Source organism: Candidatus Symbiopectobacterium endolongispinus (genome assembly GCF_018777385.1).
GTDB classification, from domain to species: Bacteria; Pseudomonadota; Gammaproteobacteria; order Enterobacterales; family Enterobacteriaceae; genus Symbiopectobacterium; species Symbiopectobacterium endolongispinus.
The window spans coordinates 651,046-673,568 of record NZ_JAFJYB010000003.1; the positions used below are offsets into that span (position 1 = coordinate 651,046).

Sequence of the window (22,523 nt, forward strand, 5' to 3'; positions counted from 1 at the left end):
AGAGTAAGGCAGCATAAATGTGATCCCGGACCGCTGTGGGTGTAACGGGTTTCATGTGTTTAATCACTGCGACGCGATTCGCATTTTTCTGGCTTGCTCCGGGCTGACAAAGCGGAATTAAACCTGCTTGACCGATGCCCGATGGATAAGCTCAGCACAATAGGCATTATTTTGCGGTAGCCCGACGATTCCGGCATTAAGTTGTAACGCCAGCGTCGCGGCACTGCGTGCCATTTTCTCAATGGGATTATGCATGATCGTCAAGGTTGGGTGCAGATATTTGGCCCAGGCAATGTCATCGAAGCCCACCAAGGAGATGTCGTCGGGGACGCGAGCCTGATGGTAGTGAAAGGTTCGCATGATGCCAGCGGCCATGACATCATTAAAGGTGACCAACGCAGTGAAGTTAAGCCCGGACTGTAACAGTTTCTCTGCTGCTAGCTCACCCCCGTGTTCATTAAATGGAACGCTGATGATCCAGTCATCTGCTACCGGAATCCCAGCGATGTCCATGGCTTTGCGGTAACCTTCGACGCGGTGAGTTCTATCATCGATGGGAATATCTGCCGTGATGCAGGATATTTTCCGATGGCCATGTTGAATGAGCTGATTGGTTGCGGCCTGAGCGGCACTGACATTATCCAGCCACACACAGCGATTGGCGATGATCGGTAAATAGCGATTAATCACCACCAATGCAGGCGTATGGGCCGCATAGCGCAAGATATCCTCTTCATTTATACGGGGCAGATAAGCGACAATGGCTTCACACCCATGATTAATCAGTAAATCAAGCCCAGCTTTTTCCTGCTCGGCGCGATGCCCACCGCTACAAACGACCAACTGTACTCTGGCTTTACGCGTGGTATCCTCAATGCCACGCGCCATACGCGAGAAGAAGGATCATCCAGGTTTCCGGTAAATAGCCCGAGTGTCTTGCCACTCCTTTTCGCCATGGCGTGTGCGGTAACATTGCGCTGATAGTTGAACTCACGCATCGCCGTTTCAACCCGTTCGCGAGTAACCGGCTTAACGTAAACGTTGTTGTTGATCACTCGGCATACCGTTGCCGCAGAAACACCCGCATGGCGGGCTACATCCTTCATTGTCGCCATGATAACTCCCAGTCATTGCATTGAGAGCTACTTTGTTATCATAGTTAATTGTGCTAGCCCAACATCGCACCCTGTAATTTTTAATGGCTCATTGAGCTTTCGTTATTCAATTTTTTCAGCAGGGCGACTGCAACGGCCTCTGAACTGGCCGGGTTCTGCCCTGTGATCAGATTGCCATCTTCCACGACGAACGGCATCCAGTCGGCTCCTTTTTGGTAATGTGCGCCAGCAGCAATAAAGGTATCTTCGATTAAAAACGGGACGACATGGGTTAACTCAACGGCCTCTTCTTCGCTATTAGTGAAGCCTGTAACGTTACGTCCTTTGATGAGCAGATCGCCCGTCGCGGAGGTAACCTTACGCAGCACACCCGGTGCATGGCAGACAAAGGCCACTGGTTTCCCGGTGCGATCGAACGATTCAATCAGTGCAATCGATGTTGCTGACTCCGCAAGATCCCATAGCGGGCCGTAGCCGCCAGGATAGAACACGGTGTCAAAATCCTCCTGAGATACGGTTTCCAGTTTGACCGTTTGAGAAAGCGCGTCCTGTGCGTCTTTATCCGCTTTAAAACGCGCCGTCAGCGCTGTCTGAAATTCAGGAAGATCGCTTTTGGGATCCAGTGGCGGCTGGCCACCGGCCGGGGAGGAAAGAACCACTTCAGCCCCCGCATCTTTAAAGACATAGTAGGGCGCGGCAAACTCCTCCAACCAAAAGCCTGTTTTCTTTCCTGTGTTGCCCAGTTCGGCATGGGATGTCAGAACCATTAAAATTTTCATTGTTAACCTCGATAGTGCTGGTGCAGGTGAATTAGCTGTTCAGGAACGCTTCGGCAACGGTCGCTTTATCCTGATGAGGCGCGCGAAGACGAAGATTGGCCATGCCGGCTCTGTCCTGAACAACAACCGGTTTTGCATGACTGAAACGCCTGAAACCATGGATACCGTGATATGCCCCGGTTCCTGAAGCCACGATGCCGCCAAAGGGTAGGCTATCGATTGCAGCATGAGTCATGACATCGTTGATGACCAAGGCACCAGACGTTGTCCTTGTGGCGATTTGGCGTTGACGCTCCGCGTCATGGCCAAAGTAGTAGGCAGCAAGTGGACGCGGGCCCGCGTTTATGTAATGAATGGCGTCACCGATCCCGGATGCGTATGTTTTTAACGGCAGGAGTGGCCCGAAGATCTCTTCCTGCATCACGAGAATCTCTTCTGTGACGCCAAGAATAAGATGCGGTGCGATCTTTCCGCTGTGCGGATCAAAATCAGGTTCGTTATCGGGAGATAGACTGATGATGTTAGCCCCCTCGCTGGTAGCATCGTCCAGCAGCATGAGTAATCGTTGATAGTGTCTGTCGTTAATAATAGCGGTGTAATCCGTATTGCACTGAAGCGTTGGGTAGCTCTCGTGCATAAAACGTTTTGCCGCATCGACAAAGCCCGCTTCGGATGATTCCGGCAGCAGGACATAATCCGGGGAGATGCAGATTTGTCCGGCATTAAATGTCTTTATCGTCAGTATCCGTTCGGCGGCGATGCTGATGTCTGCATCGGTATCCAACACTACCGGGGATTTTCCTTCCAGTTCAAGCGTAACGGGAACCAGATTTTCGGCAGCCGCGCGCATGACGTGACGGCCAACCGCCGTGCTGCCGGTAAAGACCATATGATCGAACGGTAACTGACTAAACTCCTGACCTACATCCGCATCACCCAACACCACCACGAGCTCATTCGAATCAAAGTAATGAGGGATCAGCTCTGCAAGCAATTCAGAGGTAAAAGGCGTCAGCTTGGAGGGTTTCAGCATCGCGGTGTTGCCCGCTGCAAATATACCCGCCAGCGGACCGAAGGCGAGGTTTATTGGAAAATTCCACGGGCTGATAATGCCCACCACGCCCAGCGGCTGTGGTTCGATCCAGGCCTGCATTCCAGGAAGCGGTACCTCGGCTGCTTCCGGTTGCATCCATTGCTCCAGCTTTTCGGCGGGATGCGTCAACATATTGATGGTGGTTATCAGATCGGCGGCCTGCGTCCGATAGCCGCTGCGATGACCAATATCGCGCCCTATCGCATCGGTCAGGGCCACATGGTTGTCACGAATCAAGGCGGCGCTGCGAATAAGACGATCGCGGCGTAATGCAGCCGTAGCGGGCTCATTCTGTCGATGGTACTTCTTCATTGCGTCAAGGATGTGTGATAACGCCTGATAATGATGTTGTTCGCTCATGTGACTTTCCTGTTGGTACGGCGGTTTCGTGGGGTGAAAACAGCATAAAGTGTCTGGATGTTTACGGATAACAACGCTATTTTGTCAAGGGTATAAATTAATTTATGGGTAAGCTATGTCATTGTTGCGTCTACGCACTTTCATAGAGGTGTACCGGCAACGCTCGATTTCGGGGCTGCACGGGTGTTGAACCTGACCCAGCCTGCGGTCTCTCAGCACATCATCGGCCTTGAGGTAGCCATCGGAAGGCGCCTGTTTGAGCGCCAACCGCAGGTGGTTAAACCGACTGTGGTCGCTGACGATCTGGCGGCGGATATCGGCAATAAACTGGATGATGCTGAATCCGCACTTGCCTCAGCAAGGGCAAGATCCATGGATGTTGCGGGAACGCTACAGATCATTGGTCATTCTGACTTTATGGCAGAGAAATTGGCGGGGGAACTGCCGCAATTACTGGAAAGTGGTATTCGCGTGCATTTGCATGCCGGAGATGGTCCGATGGTTTCCCAGATGGTGATAGAAGGGCACTGCGATTTGGGTATCACGGCGCATCCGGTCACCGATACGCGATTAAAGGGGGGGGGATGTCATATTTAGCGATCGCGTGATCGCGATTGCATCGCCAGCCCTTGCCGAACGCCTGAATAACAGTGAACATTTTGGCCGGGATTTATTGAATGAGCCGCTGCTGGCTTACAATCTTGAGCTTTCACTGATCGAACACTGGTTGGGCAAAAACCGGATAAAATTCAGCTCGTTGCTTCCTGCAATGGTCGGTCAGGATTTACGCGGTCAGAGAAGTCTGTTGTGTAAAGGATTTGGGTGGACGGTCATGCCGGAATTTTTGTGCCGTGAGCATCTTGATGAAGGTAAGCTGGCCCGTCTTAAAGCACCAGTGGCAGACACGGAAATTCGTTACAATCTGGTGTGGCTGCCGAGTGCGTTACGTCAGCCGCGTCTGGCATACACCCGACAGATTCTGCTGCACAGACTGGGCAACCAGGCTTAAAAGGAGAGCCGGCGAGGTAAAGGCGCTGCGCACATTATTGAAGGGCGATGAGCGAGAAAAACTCAGCATCGCCCTTGGTTTATGTGCTGTGCAACACTACTCATTGCCCCATTGATTCAAAAACGTCGCTATCTCATCAATACGCTGGTCGTTGATATGGGCCTCACGCGCCATTTCGTGCTGAGCCTGCCCACTGATCTCTTCATTATTCATTAAGCGAGTGATCAGCAATTGGAAATAGTGCGCCAGAGCGTCACGCTCTGACTCATTCACCAACGTGGCGACTTCCGTCGAATACTCATCCACAATATCATAATATTTAAGGGGTATTTCATTGTTCATACGTTGTCCCCACGGGGTAAGGTGTTTGTCCGTACCACCAACATTGTCTAGTCAGGTGGTGAAATGCAGTAAAACCACAAAAACCTACTGCGTCAGTTACCACATTAAATCATCTGGCACTTTAAAGTTGGCGTAAGGATCTTCTTCATCTTGCGCCTCCTGACTCAGCGCACTGTGTAAAACAATACTGCTCGCATCGCGCTGCGCAATTTTTTCGGCCACGCTCGCGGGGATAATTGCGTATTGGCTCTCACCCTTGTTATCAATAACCAGACGCGCGATGGCGAGACGACCATTAATCAACTGAGTTTGCGTCAGCTTATCTACAACCAACTTTTTGATTACATTGTTATCCGTGAAGTTAAAACCAATATCACCTTTTGCAATGTCGATTTTGTTCATCTCAATCAGTTGTTTCACCTGCGCTTTATACTATTTAGATAACACAGCCTGTTTCTGTTGTTCGCTGAGCTGTTTATCGCGTTCAAGCTGATTTTTTTATTTTCCTCTACCGCGGCTCTGGCTTCACGCGCCTGAACGCGTGATTTTTTGGCCGTTCTTTCAACTTTGGCCATTTTTTTGCTGGTCACTAATCCCGCTTTCAGCATCTGCTCTTGTAAGGTGAGTTTTGTCATCGTCGTTTCGAAACCGTAGAAAAATTTGTGGGATTATACCTGTAATCGCCGAGGCTGTAACCTGGCGCAAAACCCGATCGCCACGGCGTTTGAATCTGGAGGACGCCATCAGGGACGCAGTGAACACGGCAGCGAAATGGCTTCACACCTTGAGCAGTTTCACCGTGGCCTCAATGTCTATTTCATCTTCCGTGAAAATTAACGTCGAACCCTGGAAGATGGTGATCGCCAATTTTTTCATCGAACGAACGTCACTGGATTTAGCGGTTGATTTCGGCTTGATATTTCCCATTAGCGCGCCCACAGAAAGCACCGTATTTTCTTTATCAATGCGGGTATCGGCCGACACTTCTTCGCTGAATACCAGAAAGGATTTAATGGCGGTAAGCTTGATGCGCTAGCCTGCGATATAAATGTATTTGCTTTCCGGTTCGACTTTCACGGCATAAGCCGACAGACCCTTGTTATTTGTGGTGGGTTCGAAACTGACAGTCGCGCCTTTTTTAAGCAGATCTGGATTGGCGACCTTAATCACATGAAAATAACGATTATCGCCGTTTTCATCTTTGATAAATCCAAAGCCTTTATCTTTAAATCAGGTTGTGATCGTCCCGTTCATCGCCATTACCGCCTACCTAATCGTTTATCACCTTATTTTTGCAGCGCGCAGTGTAGAGCACAATCCCTGTGCAGACCACCTCTTTGGTTTGCCTCTTGATGATAAATGTCGAGTGTTATTGCCAAAAATGAGCTTCAGGAGATTGGAAACTGCGTGATAAATAGAACACTGAGGAACAAGAAATGGTGCGTTCTAATGGACTCGAACCATCGACCCCCACCATGTCAAGGTGGTGCTCTAACCGACTGAGCTAAGAACGCATTTTGTAAGGCGGATAACTAATGCAGCGGGCAATGCCCTGTGCTGCCGTGCGGGGCGCATAGTAGCGAGTGAACGTGGTGCTGGCAAGACGCAAATGCAACATTTATGCGGTTGAACCGCACGACTGCTGCGCTTGTGTTCACTTTGCATTTTTTTCACCCAACGCTGGTGGCGTGCTCCCCCTTGCGTTGGGTGATATCAGGGCTAGCGCGCCGCGCGCGCCAGAATATCGCCGGGCGGTTGGCGTTGCAGATAACGGATACGTAGCACCATCATGATGGCGGCAGCAGTGAGTCCGATGATAAAGCCACACCAGAAACCGGCAGGGCCCATGCGCGGCACCCAATAATCGGTCATTGCCAGCAGATAACCGCTGGGTAAACCGAGTATCCAGTAGGAGACGAAGGTGATGTAGAAAATGGAACGCGTATCTTTATAGCCACATAGCCACGTAATACGCCGTTACCGATAGCCTGCACCGCGTCTGAAATCTGATAAATCGCGGCCAGAAGCATCAACTGCGCCGCCATAGCGACCACTTCAGGGTTTTTTTATACAACAAGGCGATCTGCTCACGCAGCAACGCGGTGAAAATGGCGGTACAACAGGCCAGCATCACGCCGGTCGCGATGCCGGTGTAGGCCGCAACACGCGCATCTTCCACGGAGCCTTCCCCCAGCCGGTGACCAACGCGGATCGTCGAGGCAATGCCGATAGACAACGGCAGTACGAACATCAGAGAACTGAAGTTCAGTGCTATCTGATGCCCGGCAACGTCAATGACGCCGCATGGCGGAGAAATCAATCTGCCAGGCTGCCACTTGATATCGCGCAGCCAGCGTGCGTGCATACTGTAAAACGCCATCATCAGCATCATGATCCAATAGGTAGAGGCTGTCGCGACGCCGCAACCCACACCGCCCAGTTCGAGCATGCCAAATTTGCCGTAGATAAAAATGTAGTTCAGCGGAATATTGATCAGCACGCCAATAAAGCCAATCACCATGCCCGGCTTGGTTTTGGATAACCACTCACACTGGCAGCGCAGCACCTGATAGAACAGATAGCCCGGTACTCCCAGCAGCATCACGTGCAGATAGCCGATGGCAACATTCGCGAGCTCCGGTGAGTCGGTATGCATCATGGCAATAACATGCTTGCCGTTATACAGCACTATCATGGTGATAACCGCAACGATCGCGGCCAAAATAAACGCCTGCTGAACGATGCGCTGGCGTCGGCCAGATCCGTTGAGTTGGGCTACCACGGGCGTGAGCGCCATTAATAAACCATGTCCAAACAGGATGACCGGTAACCACACGGAGGTACCTACTGCAACCGCTGCCATATCGGTTGCGCTATAAGCACCCGCAATAATGGTGTCAACGACACCCATGGACGTTTGGGAAACCTGCACAATAATGACAGGAACCGCGAGCGTTAACAGGCTCCGCGCCTCTGACAAATATTTCTGCACGCAAACACCTTCCTTGAATTGTTAAAACGAAAAACTGACGTCGATACCCCCTCGCTTTCTGTTATACGGCAGCACGGCGAGGTGGCGCGTTGCTTTTCCAGCAGGGGGTTGGGATGAATGAAAGTAAACAACCGCAAGCGAGATAACGAGCACAAATGGCTTTCGAAGCCATCCATCTGAGATGGAAAATCAATCGATGACAGAACGTTGTTCTAGTGTAGCGGCTTGGCATAAGTAAACCAACTTCTTCGTAAGGGTATTGTGTCAATGAAGAGGTTCTGTTGTCTTATCGGATTTGTCAGGTGACAAAGGCGGGAATACGTTTGGTTTTCCAGTCGTTATGGGGCAAACTGCAAAATGATTTGTCAGCCTTTATTCCCTCGCGGCGTGCCACGGTAGCGTAGGGGTAGAGACTGGCACAGTAGCATTCAGTTATTTCACTGATTTATTATGAGGCAAGCGTATGTTTACCGGTATTGTTCAGGGCACCGCGCCGGTGGTGTCCATCGATGAAAAAACGAACTTCCGCACGCATGTGGTAAAACTTCCTCCCGAATTACTGACCGGCCTGGTGACAGGTGCCTCGATTGCCAATAACGGCTGCTGCCTGACGGTGACGGCAATTGATGGCGATCGGGTCAGTTTTGATTTAATGAAAGAGACGCTGCGTCTGACCAACCTGGGCGATATCACGCTGGGCGATCTGGTTAATATTGAACGTGCCGCAAAATACGGCGATGAGATTGGCGGACATGTTATGTCCGGGCACATTATGTTCACAGCCGAAGTGTTTAAAATTCTTACCTCGGAAAACAACCACCAGATTTGGTTCCGACTCTCCGATGAATCGCAGATGAAATATGTGCTGCACAAAGGTTTTATCGGGATTGATGGCATCAGTCTCACGGTGGGTGAGGTGACTCGCAGCCGTTTCTGCGTGCATTTGATTCCCGAAACGCTGCAACGCACCACGCTCGGCCAGAAACGATTGGGGAACCGGATCAATATCGAAATCGACCCGCAAACTCAGGCTGTGATCGACACGGTTGAACGTTTGCTGGCACAGCGTCAGGCACAAGAGGCCGCAACGGCAAATGCCGCGCAGAGCGCCTGAAGCCTGCGCTGAAAAGGCGATAAAAAATGCCGTACACCCTTGGCTGTACGGCGTTAAGCTGACCGAAATCAGCGCGCTACACGCACGCCACCTTCAATCCCTTGGGGGCTAAACAACACCTGCCACAGTTGAATGTTCCGCGCGCGAAACGCCCCGGCGCAGGCATTCAGGTAGTAACGGAACATACGGTTAAAACGCGGCGAATAACGGTCCGCTAACTGTGGCCAACCGGCGACAAAGCGATCGTGCCAGGCCATCAAGGTTTTATCGTAATCGGTCCCAAAATTGTGCCAATCCTCCATCACCAGATAAGGTTCACTGCGTGCGGCAATGTGGCGCACGGAGGGCAGGCAGCCGTTTGGGAAGATATATTTGTTAATCCAGGGGTCAACCTGCGAATCGGTTTTATTTGCCCCAATGGTATGCAGCAGAAACAATCCTTCGGGTTTGAGATTTTTGCTGACGACGCGAAAGTACGTATCGTAATTTTTCGGTCCAACGTGCTCAAACATGCCGACAGACACGATGCGATCGAAATATCGGTTAAGGTCACGATAATCCTGCAATTCAATGGTGACGTTGAGATCGCTACAGCGCGCCTGAGCCAGTTTTTGCTGCTCACGCGAAATGGTCACGCCGTAAACCGATACGCCATAATGGCGTGCCGCATAGGCGGCCAGCCCACCCCAGCCGCAGCCAATATCCAACAGTGTCATGCCTGGCTGAAGCTGAAGTTTTTTGCAAATCATGCGCAGTTTGGCTTGTTGCGCCTGTTCTAGGGTAGTGGCCTCTTTCCAGTAGCCGCAGGAGTACTGCATATGCGTGTCGAGCATCAGGCTAAACAGATCGTTACCCAGATCGTAATGCTCCTCGCCGACGATCCAGGCTCGCTTGCGGGATTGCAGGTTAATCAAGCGCGCAGCGACAATGTGCAAAATGTCTTTAAGATGATGGGGGGCCCTTTTCTCAAGCCCCGCGCGTAAAATACGCCGAAAAAAACAGTCTAAACGATCGCACTCCCACCAACCGTCCATATAGCTTTCCCCGAGCCCCAGGGAGCCTTCACGCAGAACGCGCTTGTAGAAATCAGGGTTACGTACCCGGATATCAAACGGGCGTGAACCATTGATTTTGATATCGGCGATATCCAATAACGCATGTACGATCCGGAACCAGGACGTGTTATGTTCTGCCAGTTCCTCTACATATGATGAACTCATAACTTCTCCCAACCTTGCCAGACAGCGCCGCAAGGAACAGCATAGACAGTCTCTCATCAACCCGAACGCTGCGGCTTGCGCGCAGCGTGTTCGAATCACGGGCAGGTTACCCGCTGTTCAAATAGTAAGCGGTTGCATTCGTGCGCAGCCGTTTATGCTTGCCCGTTGCATAGCGGCAGCTGGCATAACATCCATCGTTTACTCTCTGGATACCCAGAGGGAATGAAGTGTCAATGCCGGTACGTGGTAACACGTAGGGGCGCATATCCTGATACGCAGTCGTGCGTTCGTTATAATAAGGATAAGTGTAGGGATATTGTCCGAATGAAAAACAGTGTATGGCTGCTTCAATCAGAGGACAAGTCAAAATTGATTGATGCAGTCATAAAGAATTTACAAATCAAGGTGCTATAAGAAAATCGTCTTAAACATCAACGGCGGTAGTCGCGGAAAGGGCCGTCACCCACTGAACGACGCTCGATAAGCGTTGGGTGAACCTCAATCATCTGCGCATCTTCGCGCTTACTGGTGATGCGATCGAGCAGCATGGTAAAAGCCGATTGGCCCAAACGCTCTTTTGGCTGGTGGACGTGGTTAAGGCTGGCGTGAAATAACGTGCATGGCGAACATTATCGTAGCCAATCACGGAAATATCTTGCGGTACGCGTAGTCCGAGCTCATCTGCCGCGCAGATGGCGCCAATGGCCATGATGTCACCGCCGCAGAAAATAGCGGTCGGGCGCTGTTTCTGCGCCAAAATCTGGTGCATGGCTTTATAACCGGATTCCGGCTCGAAATCGCCCTGAACAATCCATTCATCGCGAACGGTGATATCCGCTTCCTGCAAGGCTTTGAGAAAACCCAGATAACGCCCGCTGCCTGTGTTGCGTTCCTGAATACCGGGAATGGCACCGATGTCGCGGTGGCCGCGTTCAATCAGGTAACGCCCAGCCAGATATCCCCCTTCAAAGGCGTTATCAATGATGGTGTCAGTGAAATCGCTGTGTGCCTGATCCCAATCCATCACCACCATGGGAATGCTGCGGTAATCGGCAAACATGCTCAGCAGTTCAGGCGGATATTCCGCACACATTACCAACAGACCATCAACCCGTTTTTGCGCCAGCATGGAAAGATAGGCCCGCTGTTTTTCCAGGTTATTATGCGAGTTACACAGAATCAGGGTATAGCCTTTTGCATAACAACTGTTTTCAACCGCTTCGATAATTTCCGCAAAGTAGAGTGCTTCGCTCGAGGTGGCGAGCAGACCGATGGATTTTGTGTGGTTTACCTTTAAGTTCCGAGTCACTGCGCTCGGGGAGTAGTGTAATTTCTTGATGGCTTCCCGCACGGCCGTTTTGGTCTCTTCGGCGACGAAACGTGTTTTATTGATGACGTGAGAGACGGTTGTTGTTGAAACGCCAGCACGCTTTGCCACATCTTTGATCGTTGCCATCTAAACATGACTCCTGAACCTACTTGTTACGGCAGTATATAGTTTGTTAATCGTTTGCTTTTGCGTAATGTTCTCTTTCCGATGGTATAAACAGGATATCAGAAGGAGACTGCCGAAATACTTTGTACCTAAAGGGGACGCATTGATCCCATCGAAGATGACGTGTTCGGACACCGACGCAGCGCACGGTAAACTGCGAATTCTGGCTGATTTGCCGCGAAAGTGAAAGGGATAATTGATTTAATTAGTGCAGCCGGGATCGGAGATTTTCCCTATAAAATGTGTAACGATGCTTTTTTGGCGTCATTGTGCTGCTGGTAGTGATGTGCAGGAAAGAACGTGGCATCCAGTACGGCGGCAATTTTCACGCGTTTCTGTGTTTCAAGGAGATAGAATGAATACTGATTTGAAAATGTCATTACTGACCACGGTTGGAGCGTTAGTCATGATCATGGTATTTAGCTTTGTTGTCGTGTTGAACTGATCGCGATTAAAATAAAGACCAGGTTGCATAGGTACCACCTGGTATTTATTATCGCTAACGCGTCGATGTGCGATTAACGAATCGTTTGTGGTGTCACCACGCGACGCGCACCAATTTAGTGTTCCTGCCAGTAGTCTTCGCTCAATTTACTGATCTTGATATCGGCACCGGTTCGCGGTGACTGAATAAACTTGCCATTGCCGAGATAAACCCTGACATGATCGGCGGTGCCGCGACCATTGATGCGAAAGAACACCAGATCGCCAATCTCCAGTTCACCCTTATTGATGGGCGCAGCATCGCGCAGGTGATACATTTCATTGGCGGTGCGCGGGATAGGAATCTTCACCACATCTTTATAGGCATAGTAGACCAGACCGCTACAGTCGAAACCGGTGTAGGGCGAGTTACCACCCCATTGATAAGGTTTACCGATCTGACTCATCAGTTTGTTCATCGCCGTCATTTTTGCATGCTGGTAACGGCGCTTATGCGCTTCGCTGAGCACCAACTCTTTGCCCGCTTTCTTGGCTCCTGGTTTTATCGCCGCCGTTTTCTTCTCAGTGGCATTTGTGCCTTTTTTTAGCCCCTTTACCAGTTTTGCGTGAGTTGCGCTGTGGTAGCGCGATGACGTGGTTTTTGACATCGCGCTCTTGGTCTCAACGTCAGCAGAGATCTTTTTATTGGCCGTCGTTTTGGTGGATTTAGTGTTTTGCGCTACTTTGGCTTTTTCCCGCGTCGCCTTTTTCTTCGGTGGTTCTGGTGGGGTTTGTGGTTTTTTAGCGGTTTTGGTGGTCTGGTTTTTTTTCAGGTGTTTGTCATACGTGCTGGCGCTGGCTTTCTTCTCCGCATTGGTGTGCGGAGCTGCTTGGGCAACATTAACAAACAGATGGCTGAAGAAAACAAAGATCAGAGTAATAAATACGCGCATGATAAAAGAGACCGAATACAATCCTTAACTCGCTCAATTCGAACAGTATTCACGAAAACGGCATGAGAAAAAGCAGGAAATCACCTTTTCGCTTAACAGAATCATGAGAAAACGTTAATAATTGTTTTCCAGCTGTAAATATCATCATTTATTGCGGCATATTTCACCGAGGATGGCTTAGAGGGAACGGCGACAGGAAAAGCCCTACAAAAAATGGCGTTTTTTTTGTCATGACGGCTCTCGCTACAATGAAGCAACGGTATATGTGCTTTGCAATCGCTTAGATAACAGAGCACATACGCGACAATGGTGCGATAATACCCCGTTACATAATGATGCCGTGCGATCCCTCATACAGGAAGAGGGCATCGTGATGGCTCGCAGAAACACCGTTTGAGGAAGCAAAAAGCATGACGACGACAACGATTGAAAAAATTCAGCGCCAGATTACAGAAAACCCGATTCTGTTATACATGAAAGGTTCCCCGAAGTTGCCGAACTGCGGTTTCTCTGCCCAAGCCGTGCAAGCGCTGTCGGCGTGCGGTGAACGCTTCGCCTATGTGGACATTTTACAAAACCCGGATATTCGTGCTGAGCTGCCAAAATATGCTAATTGGCCGACCTTTCCCCAACTGTGGGTTGACGGTGAACTGGTTGGTGGATGCGATATTGTCATTGAAATGTATCAACGTGGCGAATTGCAGCAACTGATCAAAGAAACCGCAGACAAATAACGTGAGCCGCAGGATGGAGACAGCACACAGTAAATCGTGCCTGTAGGCGGGCATACCGCCGGTATCTGAGGTAAAAGAGGGGACCCAGCACCTGGGTCCCCTTTTATTTGGGGATGAAACCTGTTTATGGTCGTATTCGGGGAACTCAGTCCGTTTGGTCTTCCACGGGCAATGGCCAACCGCCCAGCCGCTTCCAACGATTAACCAGTTCGCAAAATAGCGCCGTGGTTTGCTGCGTATCATAAAGCGCTGAGTGTGCCTGTGCGGAGTCGAAGGCGATGCCAGCGGTCATGCAGGCCTTTGCCAATACGGTTTGTCCCAGCACCAATCCGCTCAGCGCGGCAGTGTCAAAGGTGGCAAAGGGGTGGAACGGATTGCGCTTCAGCCCGCAGCGTTCCGCTGCCGCCATCAGAAAGCCGTGATCAAAATTGGCGTTGTGGGCGACAATAATCCCGCGATTGCAGCCCCTGTCTTTAATACCTTTACGCACCATTTTGAATATTTCATGCAGGGCTTCGTATTCAGAGACGGCACCGTACAACGGATTGTGGGGATCAATGCCGGTAAATGCCAGCGCAGCGGGATCAAGCAGCGCGCCTTCAAATGGCTCGACGTGAAAATGCAACGTCTCATCGGGCTGTAACCAACCGTCTTCATCCATTTTCATCGTGATGGCGGCAATTTCCAGCAGTGCGTCAGTTTTCGCGTTGAACCCTGCAGTTTCAACATCAATAACAACCGGGTAAAACCCGCGGAAACGGCCACTCAGTGCGTTCAGGTTATTTTTATCAGCCATGTTCTCTTTAATCATTTACTAAATGCAGCGCGCATTATGGCAAATTCCCATCATCAATGCAGTAAACCTGATGCCTTGAGCACCCCGAAGGGGAGAAGTGCGCAATGGAATGAGCACAGCGTAAGAGAGAAGGGGAAGGAGAAAGCCAAAAAAGCGGCGGACAGAAGTCGCCGCAGAGCATTGCCTGACAATCAGTTGCCGAGCCCGTTCCCGGATTGCGCTTTTTCAATCAGCTCAATCTTGTAACCATTGGGATCTTCGATAAAGGCAATAATTGTGGTGCCGCCCTTAACCGGGCCAGTTTCGCGCGTCACTTTTTCGCCCGCCTGACGAATTCGCTCGCAGGTTGCGGCAACGTCTTCAACCGCCAGCGCAATGTGCCCGAAAGCATTACCCAAATCGTATTTATCAACGCCCCAGTTGTACGTCAGTTCAATGACGGCCCCTTCGCTCTCTTCGGTATAACCCACGAAAGCGAGCGTGTATTTGTATTCGGTATTTTCACTGGTTCGCAGCAAACGCATACCCAGTACCTTGGTGTAAAAATCGATTGAGCGTTGTAAATCCCCAACACGCAACATGGTATGAAGTAAGCGCATAATATCCTCGATTGACTACTGTGGTTGACCGCCATCACAAAGGCTCGTTACAAAGTATACCATTGTAACGGGATTGAGTCCAAACCCTTGATGTAGAAGGTACACCCTGAGTGCCGCAGTGGACAAAAATCACATTTATGCCATAATTTTGCGGTATATTAATGACAGGCCAAATAAATAGTGTCGCTAGAGAAATCTTCGGCGCTACAATATATAATACTGAGTATCGTTTACAACCAGCGCCGCTCTACACCTAAAGCTTGCCATTGTCGCTAGATTGGCCCCTTAGATCTCCAGACAGATAGACACTCTTAAAATAAGAGGTAGTCTAAAAACTATGTTTAATACCGGTCACAACGAAAAAATGATCTCAGTTCTGTCAGGGCCTGAACGCCGCCATCGGCGTACCGCTCAGGAAAAAATCGCTATTGTTCAGCAGACTATGGAGCCCAAGATGACAGTATCTCACGTGGCTCGCCTGCACGGCATCAATCCTAATCAGGTAGTTACTTGGCGCCGGCAGTATCAGAATGGCAGCTTCACTGCTGTCAGTGCCTCAGAAGAAGTGGTTCCGGCCTCTGCACTCACTGCTGCCATGAAGCAGATTAAAGAGCTGCAACGGCTGCTGGGGAAAAAACGATGGAGGTTGAGCTCCTCAAAGAAGCCGTGGAGTACGGCCGGGCAAAAAAATGGATAGCGCACGCGCCCTTGCTGCCCGGGGATTCGGACTGACACAGGTCAGCCGCGCTCTTAATGTGTCGCGTGCGCAGTTATCGGTTTATCTTCTAAGCTCTGCCGAGTGGCAGGATCGCCGACAGAAGCCTAACCACAACGATGCTGAGCTTATCAGCAGAATACGGCATCATACTGCTGAATTGCCGACCTATGGCTACAGACGAGTCTGGGCATTACTGCGTGATGAAAGCCAGCAGGATAGGCTTGCGATAGTTAATGCCAAAAGGGTCTACAGAGTAATGCGCGACAATCATCTGTTGCTGGATAGAAAGGGCGTTACTAAAGAGCAGCGAAGTCACAACGGCAGGGTTGCGGTTGCTGAAAGTAACCTCAGGTGGTGCTCGGATGGCTTCGAGTTCAACTGCGATAATGGCGATAAGCTGCGTGTCACGTTCGCGCTTGACTGTTGTGACCGTGAGGCGCTGGACTGTATAGCGACAAATGGCGGGTACACCAGTGAAATCGTGATGGATGTGATGGTAAACAGCGTCAGTAAGCGGTTCGGAAATGGGCTTCCAGAGGTCCCCATCGAGTTCCTGAGCGATAACGGCTCCTGTTACACAGCGAAGGAAACGAGGGCGTTCGGTCATCTATTGAATCTTGAAACGAGGACAACGGCAGTGAGGAGTCCACAAAGCAATGGAATGGCTGAGAGCTTCGTGAAGACGATGAAGCGCGACTATATCAGTATAATGCCCAAACCGAATCAGCAAGTGGCATTGAAAAACCTGGCTATCGCGTTCGAGCACTATAACGAGAAGCATCCACACAACGCGCTGGGGTATCGCTCACCACGAGAGTATCGTCGCCAGCGAGAATCGCTAACTTAAGAGTGATCTTGCGTCTGGAAATATAGGGGCAAATCCAGAACGTTTCTCCTGGGGGCAGATGAGCGATGCGCAAAAACAGGACGTGCTGAGGCTTTGCCGGCAGCGCGAAAAACGGATGTTACGTTCGGAAAAGGCTACACTGAATAGCGAGTGGCAGCAGTCTTCGTTATTCAACGATGAGTAGTGCGGCTACGGCCCTAATAACTTATGTTGCATAATGCAGAGAGAACAACTCTTTTGCACCGTTATGCGTTGAGAGAATTTCCTCAAGGTGTATATATTTGGTATAACAGCAATGTGGCTACCGCCATTATGGATAAATTATTAAGCAAGGCGCCTTTTTCATTTTTTTTAAAATCAGAGTTGATTGCAATCCAGGGATATAACTTAGTACGCTAATAATAAGGAGATGTTATGGAATTGCCGTTAGGTTCTGATTTGGCCAGATTGGTTCGCGTGTGGCGATCATTAATTGATTTTCGCCTGAAACCGCTGTAATTAACATAGACGCATTGGGTTACGCTGCATAATATATACCAACTGCCTCCGGGGCAGTCACAGATTCAATTGGCAAAAGCCATTGGCATCGAGCAGTCGTCACTGGTAAGAACCTTGGATCAGTTGGAAGAGAAAGGGCTGATTACTCGGAGTATTTGTGCGCACGATCGGCGTGCTAAACGCATCGCGTTGACCGATGCGGCAGAGCCGATCATCCAGGCGGTTGATGATGTGATAAGCCAAACGCGTGGTGAAATCTTGCTGGGTATTTTGGTACAGGAAGTCAGTGCACTGACTGGCCTTATTGCACGCCTGGAGAAAAATATTCTCGCATTACATGAGAGCCATGAAAGCCATCATTGATGTGTCACCAGACAGAATAATGCGTGGGTAGAATAAATGTCCATCAAGCCGAATTGAATAATGCACTGTATTCAAACATGACATCACGCCACGATCCTTTACCTGATCCCTATTTCTGGTGAATTATTGATGCCGTGTGGATGTTTTTTAACTGAAAAAAGCTGGTGAGGTTTTAGCCTGGGCAGGTGATATACCTTCTTGACATCTTTTTTAGATGATATGCTATTTTTCGTTAAAAACGTGTTGTACCCGACGTGTTTTATGCGATTGCAATTATTTGTTCAGCATGCCTGTACGATTGAGGCTGCATTGTGTCCGAATGAACTTTTCATGTGAAGTGACATTATTGACCTAAGCAATAATGCATGTTATCACCACCGTGCCGGTGGTGATAACAGAAAATAGAGGCGTGTTTATCGTGGCGCTACAGTCACGTTCTGGCCGTTGCTGGACATGGCAACACGTTGGCCTACGCTGAAACGGATATCACCCTGGCGTGGCACCACCATGATGGTGGTGCCATCATCACGACGGATTTCCAACTCGACGCCCTGAACGCGGTTCATCGCACCTTGTGCACTTTGCCCCGCTACGCCACCCGCCACAGCGCCTGCTGCGGTTGCCAATGAACGACCTGTGCCACCACCGATGGTGTTACCCAGGAACCCACCCAGTACTGCGCCACCAATAGCGCCCATGGTGCCATTCTCATCGCCAGCCTGAATCTGTACAGGTCGTAATGAAACGATGGTGCCATAAGTTACAGTACGAACCTGTTTGGCTTCAGAGGCGCGATAAACGTCACCGGAAAGCGAACTGGTGTTGGCACAGCCCGCCAATGTCATACCGGCTAAAGTAATCACAAGTAAACGCTTCATCATATATAAGACTCCTGTAATCGCAATGTGTCAGCTTTCCGTTACTGAAGGCTAACGTGGTAATGCTTATCAAACGGTCACCGCGAAACGCCAAATTGGCCGTTGCGCACAACTCACCCTGATATAATAGGATTATATTGATAATGAAAAATGGCTAAAGTTCCTTGCTGCCACTATTCTCTTTCATCCTATTGGCGCATATGTTCCTTTTATAGCAAAAAACGGCCTTTTTTTCCTCAAAATAAACGCGCATTCAAAGAATAGGATAACGAATCCGCCGTAGAATGAAGAATACCTGAGCCGTTCGCCCGCTCGCCATGTTATTTTGTAAACAAGTGCAGCTTGGTTTATGGGGATTTTGTGTGCGTGTACAGCACGGGATGGGAAATACACCGTTATGAAATCAGGCAGATACATCGGAGTGATGTCGGGCACCAGTCTGGACGGTGTCGATGTGGTTCTTGCAGCGATTGATGAGCACACGGTCGCGCAGCAGGCGAGCTATTGTCATCCAATGCCGTTGGCATTTAAGCAAGCGATTCTGGACGTGTGTCAGGGGCAGGCGGTAACGCTGTCAACGCTAGGTCAGCTGGATACATGCCTCGGCAAGCTGTTTGCCGAAGCAGTGCTAATGCTGTTGAAACAGACCGAACTCGATGCCAGCGATATCATGGCGATCGGCTGCCATGGACAAACGGTGTGGCACGAACCGGTCGGTGACGCGCTTTGTGCGCTGCAAATCGGTGATAACAACCAGATTGCGGCGTTGACTGGCATCACCACGGTGGGCGATTTTCGCCGACGTGACATCGCGCTTGGCGGGCATGGTGCGCCGCTGGTGCCGGGTTTTCACTATGCGTTGCTGATGCACCAGGATGAGCGTCGCGTAGTGCTCAATATCGGGGGGATTGCCAATATCTCCCTGCTGGCGTCTGACTGTCCGGTACGTGACTATGATACCCGGGCCAGGGAACATGTTGCTGGATGCCTGGATCTGGCGTCGTCAAGGGCAACCCTATGATAAAGACGCGCAGTGGGCGGCAACCGGACAGGTTAACGTCTCCTTGTTGCGCCGCATGCTGGCCGATCCCTATTTCGCTTTACCTGCACCTAAAAGCACCGGGCGCGAATACTTTAATCTGGGCTGGCTGGAAAAGCAGCTTGCGGGATATGGCACCCTTGCGCCTCAGGATGTACAGGTCACACTGGCGGAGCTAACCGCCGTCAGCATTGCCGACCAGGTGCTGTTAACGGGAGGCTGTGAACGTGTGCTGGTGTGCGGCGGCGGGGCGCGCATCCCCTGTTGATGGCGCGTCTGTCTGCATTGATGCCAGGCATTGAGGTCAATACCACCGATGAGTGTGGCGTGAACGGCGACGATATGGAGGCGCTGGCTTTTGCCTGGCTCGCTGCGCGCACCTTGTCGGGACTGCCCGGTAATCTGCCGTCAGTGACCGGTGCCAGCAAAGCGACGATATTGGGGGCGATTTTTCCCGTTCTGAACGACTAATCAGATTTTGCTGAGAGGTCGTTGTAAAACCAGTTATTACACTGTTGTTTTCTGTGACTCGACAGACTGTGTCGTGGTCACCTGGTGATAACCTTCAGACAGGTAACAACGGGAAAGTAACAATGAAAATAATGCTATCGGGCCGCGCGGGCGTGCTGTTAGGGCTTATGATTCTGTCCGGCTGTAGCGGGTTTAACCGGCAGACACCGGTAAAAACGCTGCATTATCAGTGTGGCCCCTGCCGCTCACCATGACGCTGAAACAGGATATCCAGCCAGCGGAAGTGCATTTCCTGCTGGATGGCGAGCGTCTGCAACTTCCGCAGGTGGTTTCTGCCTCAGGCACCAAATACAGCAATAACCGGTATACCTTCTGGAGCAAGGGGGAACGCGCCTTTATTGAGCGTAGCGGACACATCATTGCGGATTATTGCCTCCTACAGAATGCGCCTTGACGCAACGTGTTACATTGAGATTTTCCCGCTGTGGGCGCAGAATGGAATGATGATTTTCGTCCCGACACACCACAGCAGGATGTTATGACACAGGACAACACCTCACTTCCCTCCGCCGCATTTCCGACCGAAGATGAAATTGCGGACGTCAGATGCGAATATACCCGTGGCGGTTTACGCCGCAATGAATTGACCGCAAACCCACTCGATTTATTTGATAAGTGGCTCAAGCAGGCGTGCGATGCGCGCCTGTCCGATCCTACCGCGATGTGCGTTGCCACTGTCGATGAGCAGGGCCAACCATACCAGCGCATCGTGTTGCTCAAACACGTCGATGAGCAAGGTATGGTGTTTTACACCAATCTGGGCAGTCGCAAGGCACAGCATCTGGCGCTGAATTCGCGTATCAGTTTACTGTTTCCCTGGCACAGCCTGGATCGCCAGGTGATTGTGACGGGGCATGCTGAACGTTTATCCACCATCGAGGTGTTGAAATATTTCCACAGCCGGCCGAAAGAGAGCCAGATAGGCGCTTGGGTTTCACAACAATCGAGCCGCATATCGGCCCGGGGCGTACTGGAAAGCAAGTTTTTAGAACTGAAACAAAAATTCATGAAAGGCGTGGTGCCGTTACCGAGCTTTTGGGGCGGATACCGTGTGGCCATTGATACTGTCGAATTTTGGCAGGGCAGGGCGCATCGTCTGCATGACCGCTTTATCTACCAGCGCGACGGCGAGAACTGGCAAATCGATCGTCTGGCACCTTAAGTGCTGCGAATTGTAGCAAATATCCCCTTTAAATACTGGCGCTCCCCTCGGGGGCGCTTTATTCTATGACGTTACGTTATTTCCCTTGGAATACGTTTTTTTAAACATCGTTTATTTTACGAAAATGGAGCTATTGATGGCGAGTGGTAACCTGATTCAACAATTGCAAGAGCGGGTCCTGGTTGCTCAGGTAACGGACGAAAACGCGTTAGCAGAGCAGCTGGCGCAGGGGCCAATTGCACTGTATTGCGGTTTCGATCCGACCGCTGACAGCTTGCATTTGGGTCATCTGGTGCCGCTGTTGTGCCTGCGTCGCTTCCAGCTTGCAGGACACAAACCCGTGGCATTGGTCGGTGGAGCCACTGGACTTATCGGCGATCCGAGCTTTAAAGTCACAGAGCGTAAACTCAATACCAACGAAACCGTGGGCGAGTGGGTTGAGAAGATTCGCGATCAGGTGTCGCCGTTTCTGGATTTTGATTGCGGCGACAATAGCGCTGTCATGACGAACAACTATGACTGGTTCGGCGGCATGAACGTGCTGACTTTCCTGCGCGATATCGGTAAGCACTTCTCCGTTAACCAGATGATTAACCGCGAAGCGGTGAAACAGCGTTTGAACCGTGATGATGTGGGTATCTCTTTTACCGAGTTTTCTTACAACCTGTTGCAAGGATATGATTTCGCGGCGTTGAACGAAAAATATGGCGTTGCGTTGCAGATCGGCGGCTCTGACCAATGGGGTAATATTACCTCCGGGATCGATCTGACCCGTCGCTTGCACCAGAATACGGTGTTCGGACTGACCGTTCCGTTGATCACCAAATCAGACGGCACCAAATTTGGTAAAACGGAAGGCGGCGCAGTCTGGTTGGATGCCAAGAAAACCAGCCCGTACAAATTCTACCAATTCTGGATCAACACCGCCGATGCGGATGTTTATCGCTTCATGAAGTTCTTTACCTTCCTCAGCATTGAAGAGATTACCGCGTTGGAAGAAGAGGACAAAAACAGCGGCAAGGCGCCGCGCGCCCAGTATGTGCTGGCAGAAAACGTCACGCGTATGGCGCACGGTGAAGAGGGTCTGCAAGCGGCGCAGCGCATTACTCAGAGTCTGTTCTCAGGTGCACTGAATGCGCTGACAGAGAATGACTTTGCCCAGTTGGCACAAGATGGCATGCCGGTTATTGAACTGGGGCGTGATACTGACTTGCAGCAGGCGTTGGTAACGGCCGAACTGGTCCCTTCTCGTGGTCAGGCGCGTACCATGATCGCCTCAAATGCGGTGACCATTAACGGCGAAAAACAGTCTAACCCTGAGTATACCTTCACGAACAGCGATCGTCTGTTTGACCGCTATACGCTGCTACGCCGTGGTAAAAAGCACTACTGCCTGATTTGTTGGACGGCATAAGAAAACAGCATGCATAAGGGAGCGAAGGCTCCCTTTATTCTTGGTAACA

Annotated in this window: 13 protein-coding genes, 1 tRNA gene and 10 pseudogenes; 10 read left to right on the top strand and 14 right to left on the bottom strand. The window is 50.6% G+C overall.

Going from position 1 to position 22,523, the window contains the following annotated elements:
* Positions 1 to 117: 117 nt before the first annotated feature.
* The 3 genes and pseudogenes from JZM30_RS14765 to JZM30_RS14775 all read right to left on the bottom strand — a co-directional run bounded on the left by JZM30_RS14765 (position 118) and on the right by JZM30_RS14775 (position 3,347).
* A pseudogene (locus JZM30_RS14765) lies at positions 118 to 1,115 on the bottom strand (LacI family DNA-binding transcriptional regulator).
* Positions 1,116 to 1,195: 80 nt separating this feature from the next.
* On the bottom strand, positions 1,196 to 1,894 hold the full coding sequence (locus tag JZM30_RS14770; protein WP_252319590.1) for a type 1 glutamine amidotransferase domain-containing protein: 699 nt from the start codon (positions 1,892 to 1,894) through the stop codon (positions 1,196 to 1,198).
* 31 nt (positions 1,895 to 1,925) lie between these two features.
* On the bottom strand, positions 1,926 to 3,347 hold the full coding sequence (locus tag JZM30_RS14775; RefSeq protein ID WP_252319591.1) for a coniferyl aldehyde dehydrogenase: 1,422 nt from the start codon (positions 3,345 to 3,347) through the stop codon (positions 1,926 to 1,928).
* A 115-nt stretch (positions 3,348 to 3,462) separates the two neighbouring features.
* On the opposite strand from JZM30_RS14775, the pseudogene JZM30_RS14780 reads away from it, so the two are divergent.
* Positions 3,463 to 4,356, top strand: a pseudogene (locus JZM30_RS14780) (LysR family transcriptional regulator).
* 96 nt (positions 4,357 to 4,452) lie between these two features.
* On the opposite strand, the gene JZM30_RS14785 reads toward JZM30_RS14780, so the two are convergent.
* The 5 genes and pseudogenes from JZM30_RS14785 to JZM30_RS14805 form a co-directional block, all read right to left on the bottom strand.
* The gene (locus JZM30_RS14785) at positions 4,453 to 4,698 is read right to left on the bottom strand and encodes a YmjA family protein (RefSeq protein ID WP_252319592.1); all 246 of its coding nucleotides are present in this window, start codon (positions 4,696 to 4,698) and stop codon (positions 4,453 to 4,455) included.
* A 96-nt stretch (positions 4,699 to 4,794) separates the two neighbouring features.
* Positions 4,795 to 5,333 (bottom strand): annotated as a pseudogene (locus JZM30_RS14790) (DUF2058 domain-containing protein).
* A gap of 142 nt (positions 5,334 to 5,475) precedes the next feature.
* Positions 5,476 to 5,904, bottom strand: a pseudogene (locus tag JZM30_RS14795) (cold shock domain-containing protein).
* A gap of 231 nt (positions 5,905 to 6,135) precedes the next feature.
* Positions 6,136 to 6,212, bottom strand: a tRNA-Val gene (locus JZM30_RS14800).
* Between the two features lie 205 nt (positions 6,213 to 6,417).
* Positions 6,418 to 7,690: pseudogene (locus JZM30_RS14805) on the bottom strand (MATE family efflux transporter).
* Between the two features lie 463 nt (positions 7,691 to 8,153).
* Here JZM30_RS14805 and JZM30_RS14810 point away from each other — a divergent pair.
* Entirely contained in the window at positions 8,154 to 8,804 is a 651-nt protein-coding gene (locus tag JZM30_RS14810; protein ID WP_252319593.1) for a riboflavin synthase subunit alpha, read from the top strand.
* A 68-nt stretch (positions 8,805 to 8,872) separates the two neighbouring features.
* On the opposite strand, the gene cfa is transcribed toward JZM30_RS14810, so the two are convergent.
* Positions 8,873 to 10,024 carry a cyclopropane fatty acyl phospholipid synthase gene (cfa, locus tag JZM30_RS14815; RefSeq protein ID WP_252319595.1) on the bottom strand — a complete coding sequence of 384 codons (1,152 nt, stop codon included), beginning with the start codon at positions 10,022 to 10,024 and terminating at the stop codon, positions 8,873 to 8,875.
* 431 nt (positions 10,025 to 10,455) lie between these two features.
* A pseudogene (gene purR, locus JZM30_RS14820) lies at positions 10,456 to 11,480 on the bottom strand (HTH-type transcriptional repressor PurR).
* Positions 11,481 to 11,874: 394 nt separating this feature from the next.
* On the opposite strand from purR, the gene cydH reads away from it, so the two are divergent.
* The gene (gene cydH / locus JZM30_RS24360; protein ID WP_368858841.1) at positions 11,875 to 11,964 is read left to right on the top strand and encodes a cytochrome bd-I oxidase subunit CydH; all 90 of its coding nucleotides are present in this window, start codon (positions 11,875 to 11,877) and stop codon (positions 11,962 to 11,964) included.
* Positions 11,965 to 12,079: 115 nt separating this feature from the next.
* On the opposite strand, the gene JZM30_RS14825 is transcribed toward cydH, so the two are convergent.
* Positions 12,080 to 12,895, bottom strand: a complete 816-nt coding sequence (locus JZM30_RS14825) for a C40 family peptidase (RefSeq protein WP_252319597.1) — start codon at positions 12,893 to 12,895, stop codon at positions 12,080 to 12,082.
* Positions 12,896 to 13,305: 410 nt separating this feature from the next.
* Here JZM30_RS14825 and grxD point away from each other — a divergent pair, with 410 nt between their 5' ends.
* Complete coding sequence (gene grxD, locus JZM30_RS14830; RefSeq protein WP_252319599.1) at positions 13,306 to 13,629, top strand: monothiol glutaredoxin 4; 324 nt, start codon at positions 13,306 to 13,308, stop codon at positions 13,627 to 13,629.
* A 145-nt stretch (positions 13,630 to 13,774) separates the two neighbouring features.
* On the opposite strand, the gene rnt is transcribed toward grxD, so the two are convergent.
* On the bottom strand, positions 13,775 to 14,425 hold the full coding sequence (gene rnt / locus JZM30_RS14835; protein WP_252319600.1) for a ribonuclease T: 651 nt from the start codon (positions 14,423 to 14,425) through the stop codon (positions 13,775 to 13,777).
* A 191-nt stretch (positions 14,426 to 14,616) separates the two neighbouring features.
* The gene (gene gloA, locus JZM30_RS14840) at positions 14,617 to 15,024 is read right to left on the bottom strand and encodes a lactoylglutathione lyase (RefSeq protein WP_252319601.1); all 408 of its coding nucleotides are present in this window, start codon (positions 15,022 to 15,024) and stop codon (positions 14,617 to 14,619) included.
* Positions 15,025 to 15,388: 364 nt separating this feature from the next.
* Between gloA and JZM30_RS14845 the strand changes: the two are divergent.
* Positions 15,389 to 16,589, top strand: a pseudogene (locus JZM30_RS14845) (IS3 family transposase).
* Between the two features lie 414 nt (positions 16,590 to 17,003).
* A pseudogene (gene slyA, locus JZM30_RS14855) lies at positions 17,004 to 17,450 on the top strand (transcriptional regulator SlyA).
* Between the two features lie 413 nt (positions 17,451 to 17,863).
* Here slyA and JZM30_RS14860 read toward each other — a convergent pair.
* Complete coding sequence (locus JZM30_RS14860; RefSeq protein ID WP_252319603.1) at positions 17,864 to 18,331, bottom strand: outer membrane lipoprotein; 468 nt, start codon at positions 18,329 to 18,331, stop codon at positions 17,864 to 17,866.
* Positions 18,332 to 18,725: 394 nt separating this feature from the next.
* On the opposite strand from JZM30_RS14860, the pseudogene anmK reads away from it, so the two are divergent.
* The 4 genes and pseudogenes from anmK (at position 18,726) to tyrS (ending at position 22,474) form a co-directional block, all read left to right on the top strand.
* Positions 18,726 to 19,838, top strand: a pseudogene (gene anmK, locus JZM30_RS14865) (anhydro-N-acetylmuramic acid kinase).
* Between the two features lie 122 nt (positions 19,839 to 19,960).
* A pseudogene (locus JZM30_RS14870) lies at positions 19,961 to 20,292 on the top strand (MliC family protein).
* Positions 20,293 to 20,376: 84 nt separating this feature from the next.
* Positions 20,377 to 21,060, top strand: coding sequence for a pyridoxamine 5'-phosphate oxidase (pdxH, locus tag JZM30_RS14875; protein WP_252319689.1), 684 nt, complete (start codon positions 20,377 to 20,379; stop codon positions 21,058 to 21,060).
* Between the two features lie 136 nt (positions 21,061 to 21,196).
* Positions 21,197 to 22,474 carry a tyrosine--tRNA ligase gene (gene tyrS, locus JZM30_RS14880; protein WP_252319604.1) on the top strand — a complete coding sequence of 426 codons (1,278 nt, stop codon included), beginning with the start codon at positions 21,197 to 21,199 and terminating at the stop codon, positions 22,472 to 22,474.
* Positions 22,475 to 22,523 lie beyond the last annotated feature (49 nt).

Coding starts and splice junctions, on each gene's coding strand:
- JZM30_RS14825 (WP_252319597.1), bottom strand. CDS start 12,895: ATGCGCGTATTTATTACTCTGATCTTTGTTTTCTTCAGCCATCTGTTT.
- cydH (WP_368858841.1), top strand. CDS start 11,875: ATGAATACTGATTTGAAAATGTCATTACTGACCACGGTTGGAGCGTTA.
- gloA (WP_252319601.1), bottom strand. CDS start 15,024: ATGCGCTTACTTCATACCATGTTGCGTGTTGGGGATTTACAACGCTCA.
- rnt (WP_252319600.1), bottom strand. CDS start 14,425: ATGGCTGATAAAAATAACCTGAACGCACTGAGTGGCCGTTTCCGCGGG.
- JZM30_RS14770 (WP_252319590.1), bottom strand. CDS start 1,894: ATGAAAATTTTAATGGTTCTGACATCCCATGCCGAACTGGGCAACACA.
- JZM30_RS14775 (WP_252319591.1), bottom strand. CDS start 3,347: ATGAGCGAACAACATCATTATCAGGCGTTATCACACATCCTTGACGCA.
- JZM30_RS14860 (WP_252319603.1), bottom strand. CDS start 18,331: ATGATGAAGCGTTTACTTGTGATTACTTTAGCCGGTATGACATTGGCG.
- cfa (WP_252319595.1), bottom strand. CDS start 10,024: ATGAGTTCATCATATGTAGAGGAACTGGCAGAACATAACACGTCCTGG.
- grxD (WP_252319599.1), top strand. CDS start 13,306: ATGACGACGACAACGATTGAAAAAATTCAGCGCCAGATTACAGAAAAC.
- JZM30_RS14810 (WP_252319593.1), top strand. CDS start 8,154: ATGTTTACCGGTATTGTTCAGGGCACCGCGCCGGTGGTGTCCATCGAT.
- JZM30_RS14785 (WP_252319592.1), bottom strand. CDS start 4,698: ATGAACAATGAAATACCCCTTAAATATTATGATATTGTGGATGAGTAT.
- pdxH (WP_252319689.1), top strand. CDS start 20,377: ATGACACAGGACAACACCTCACTTCCCTCCGCCGCATTTCCGACCGAA.
- tyrS (WP_252319604.1), top strand. CDS start 21,197: ATGGCGAGTGGTAACCTGATTCAACAATTGCAAGAGCGGGTCCTGGTT.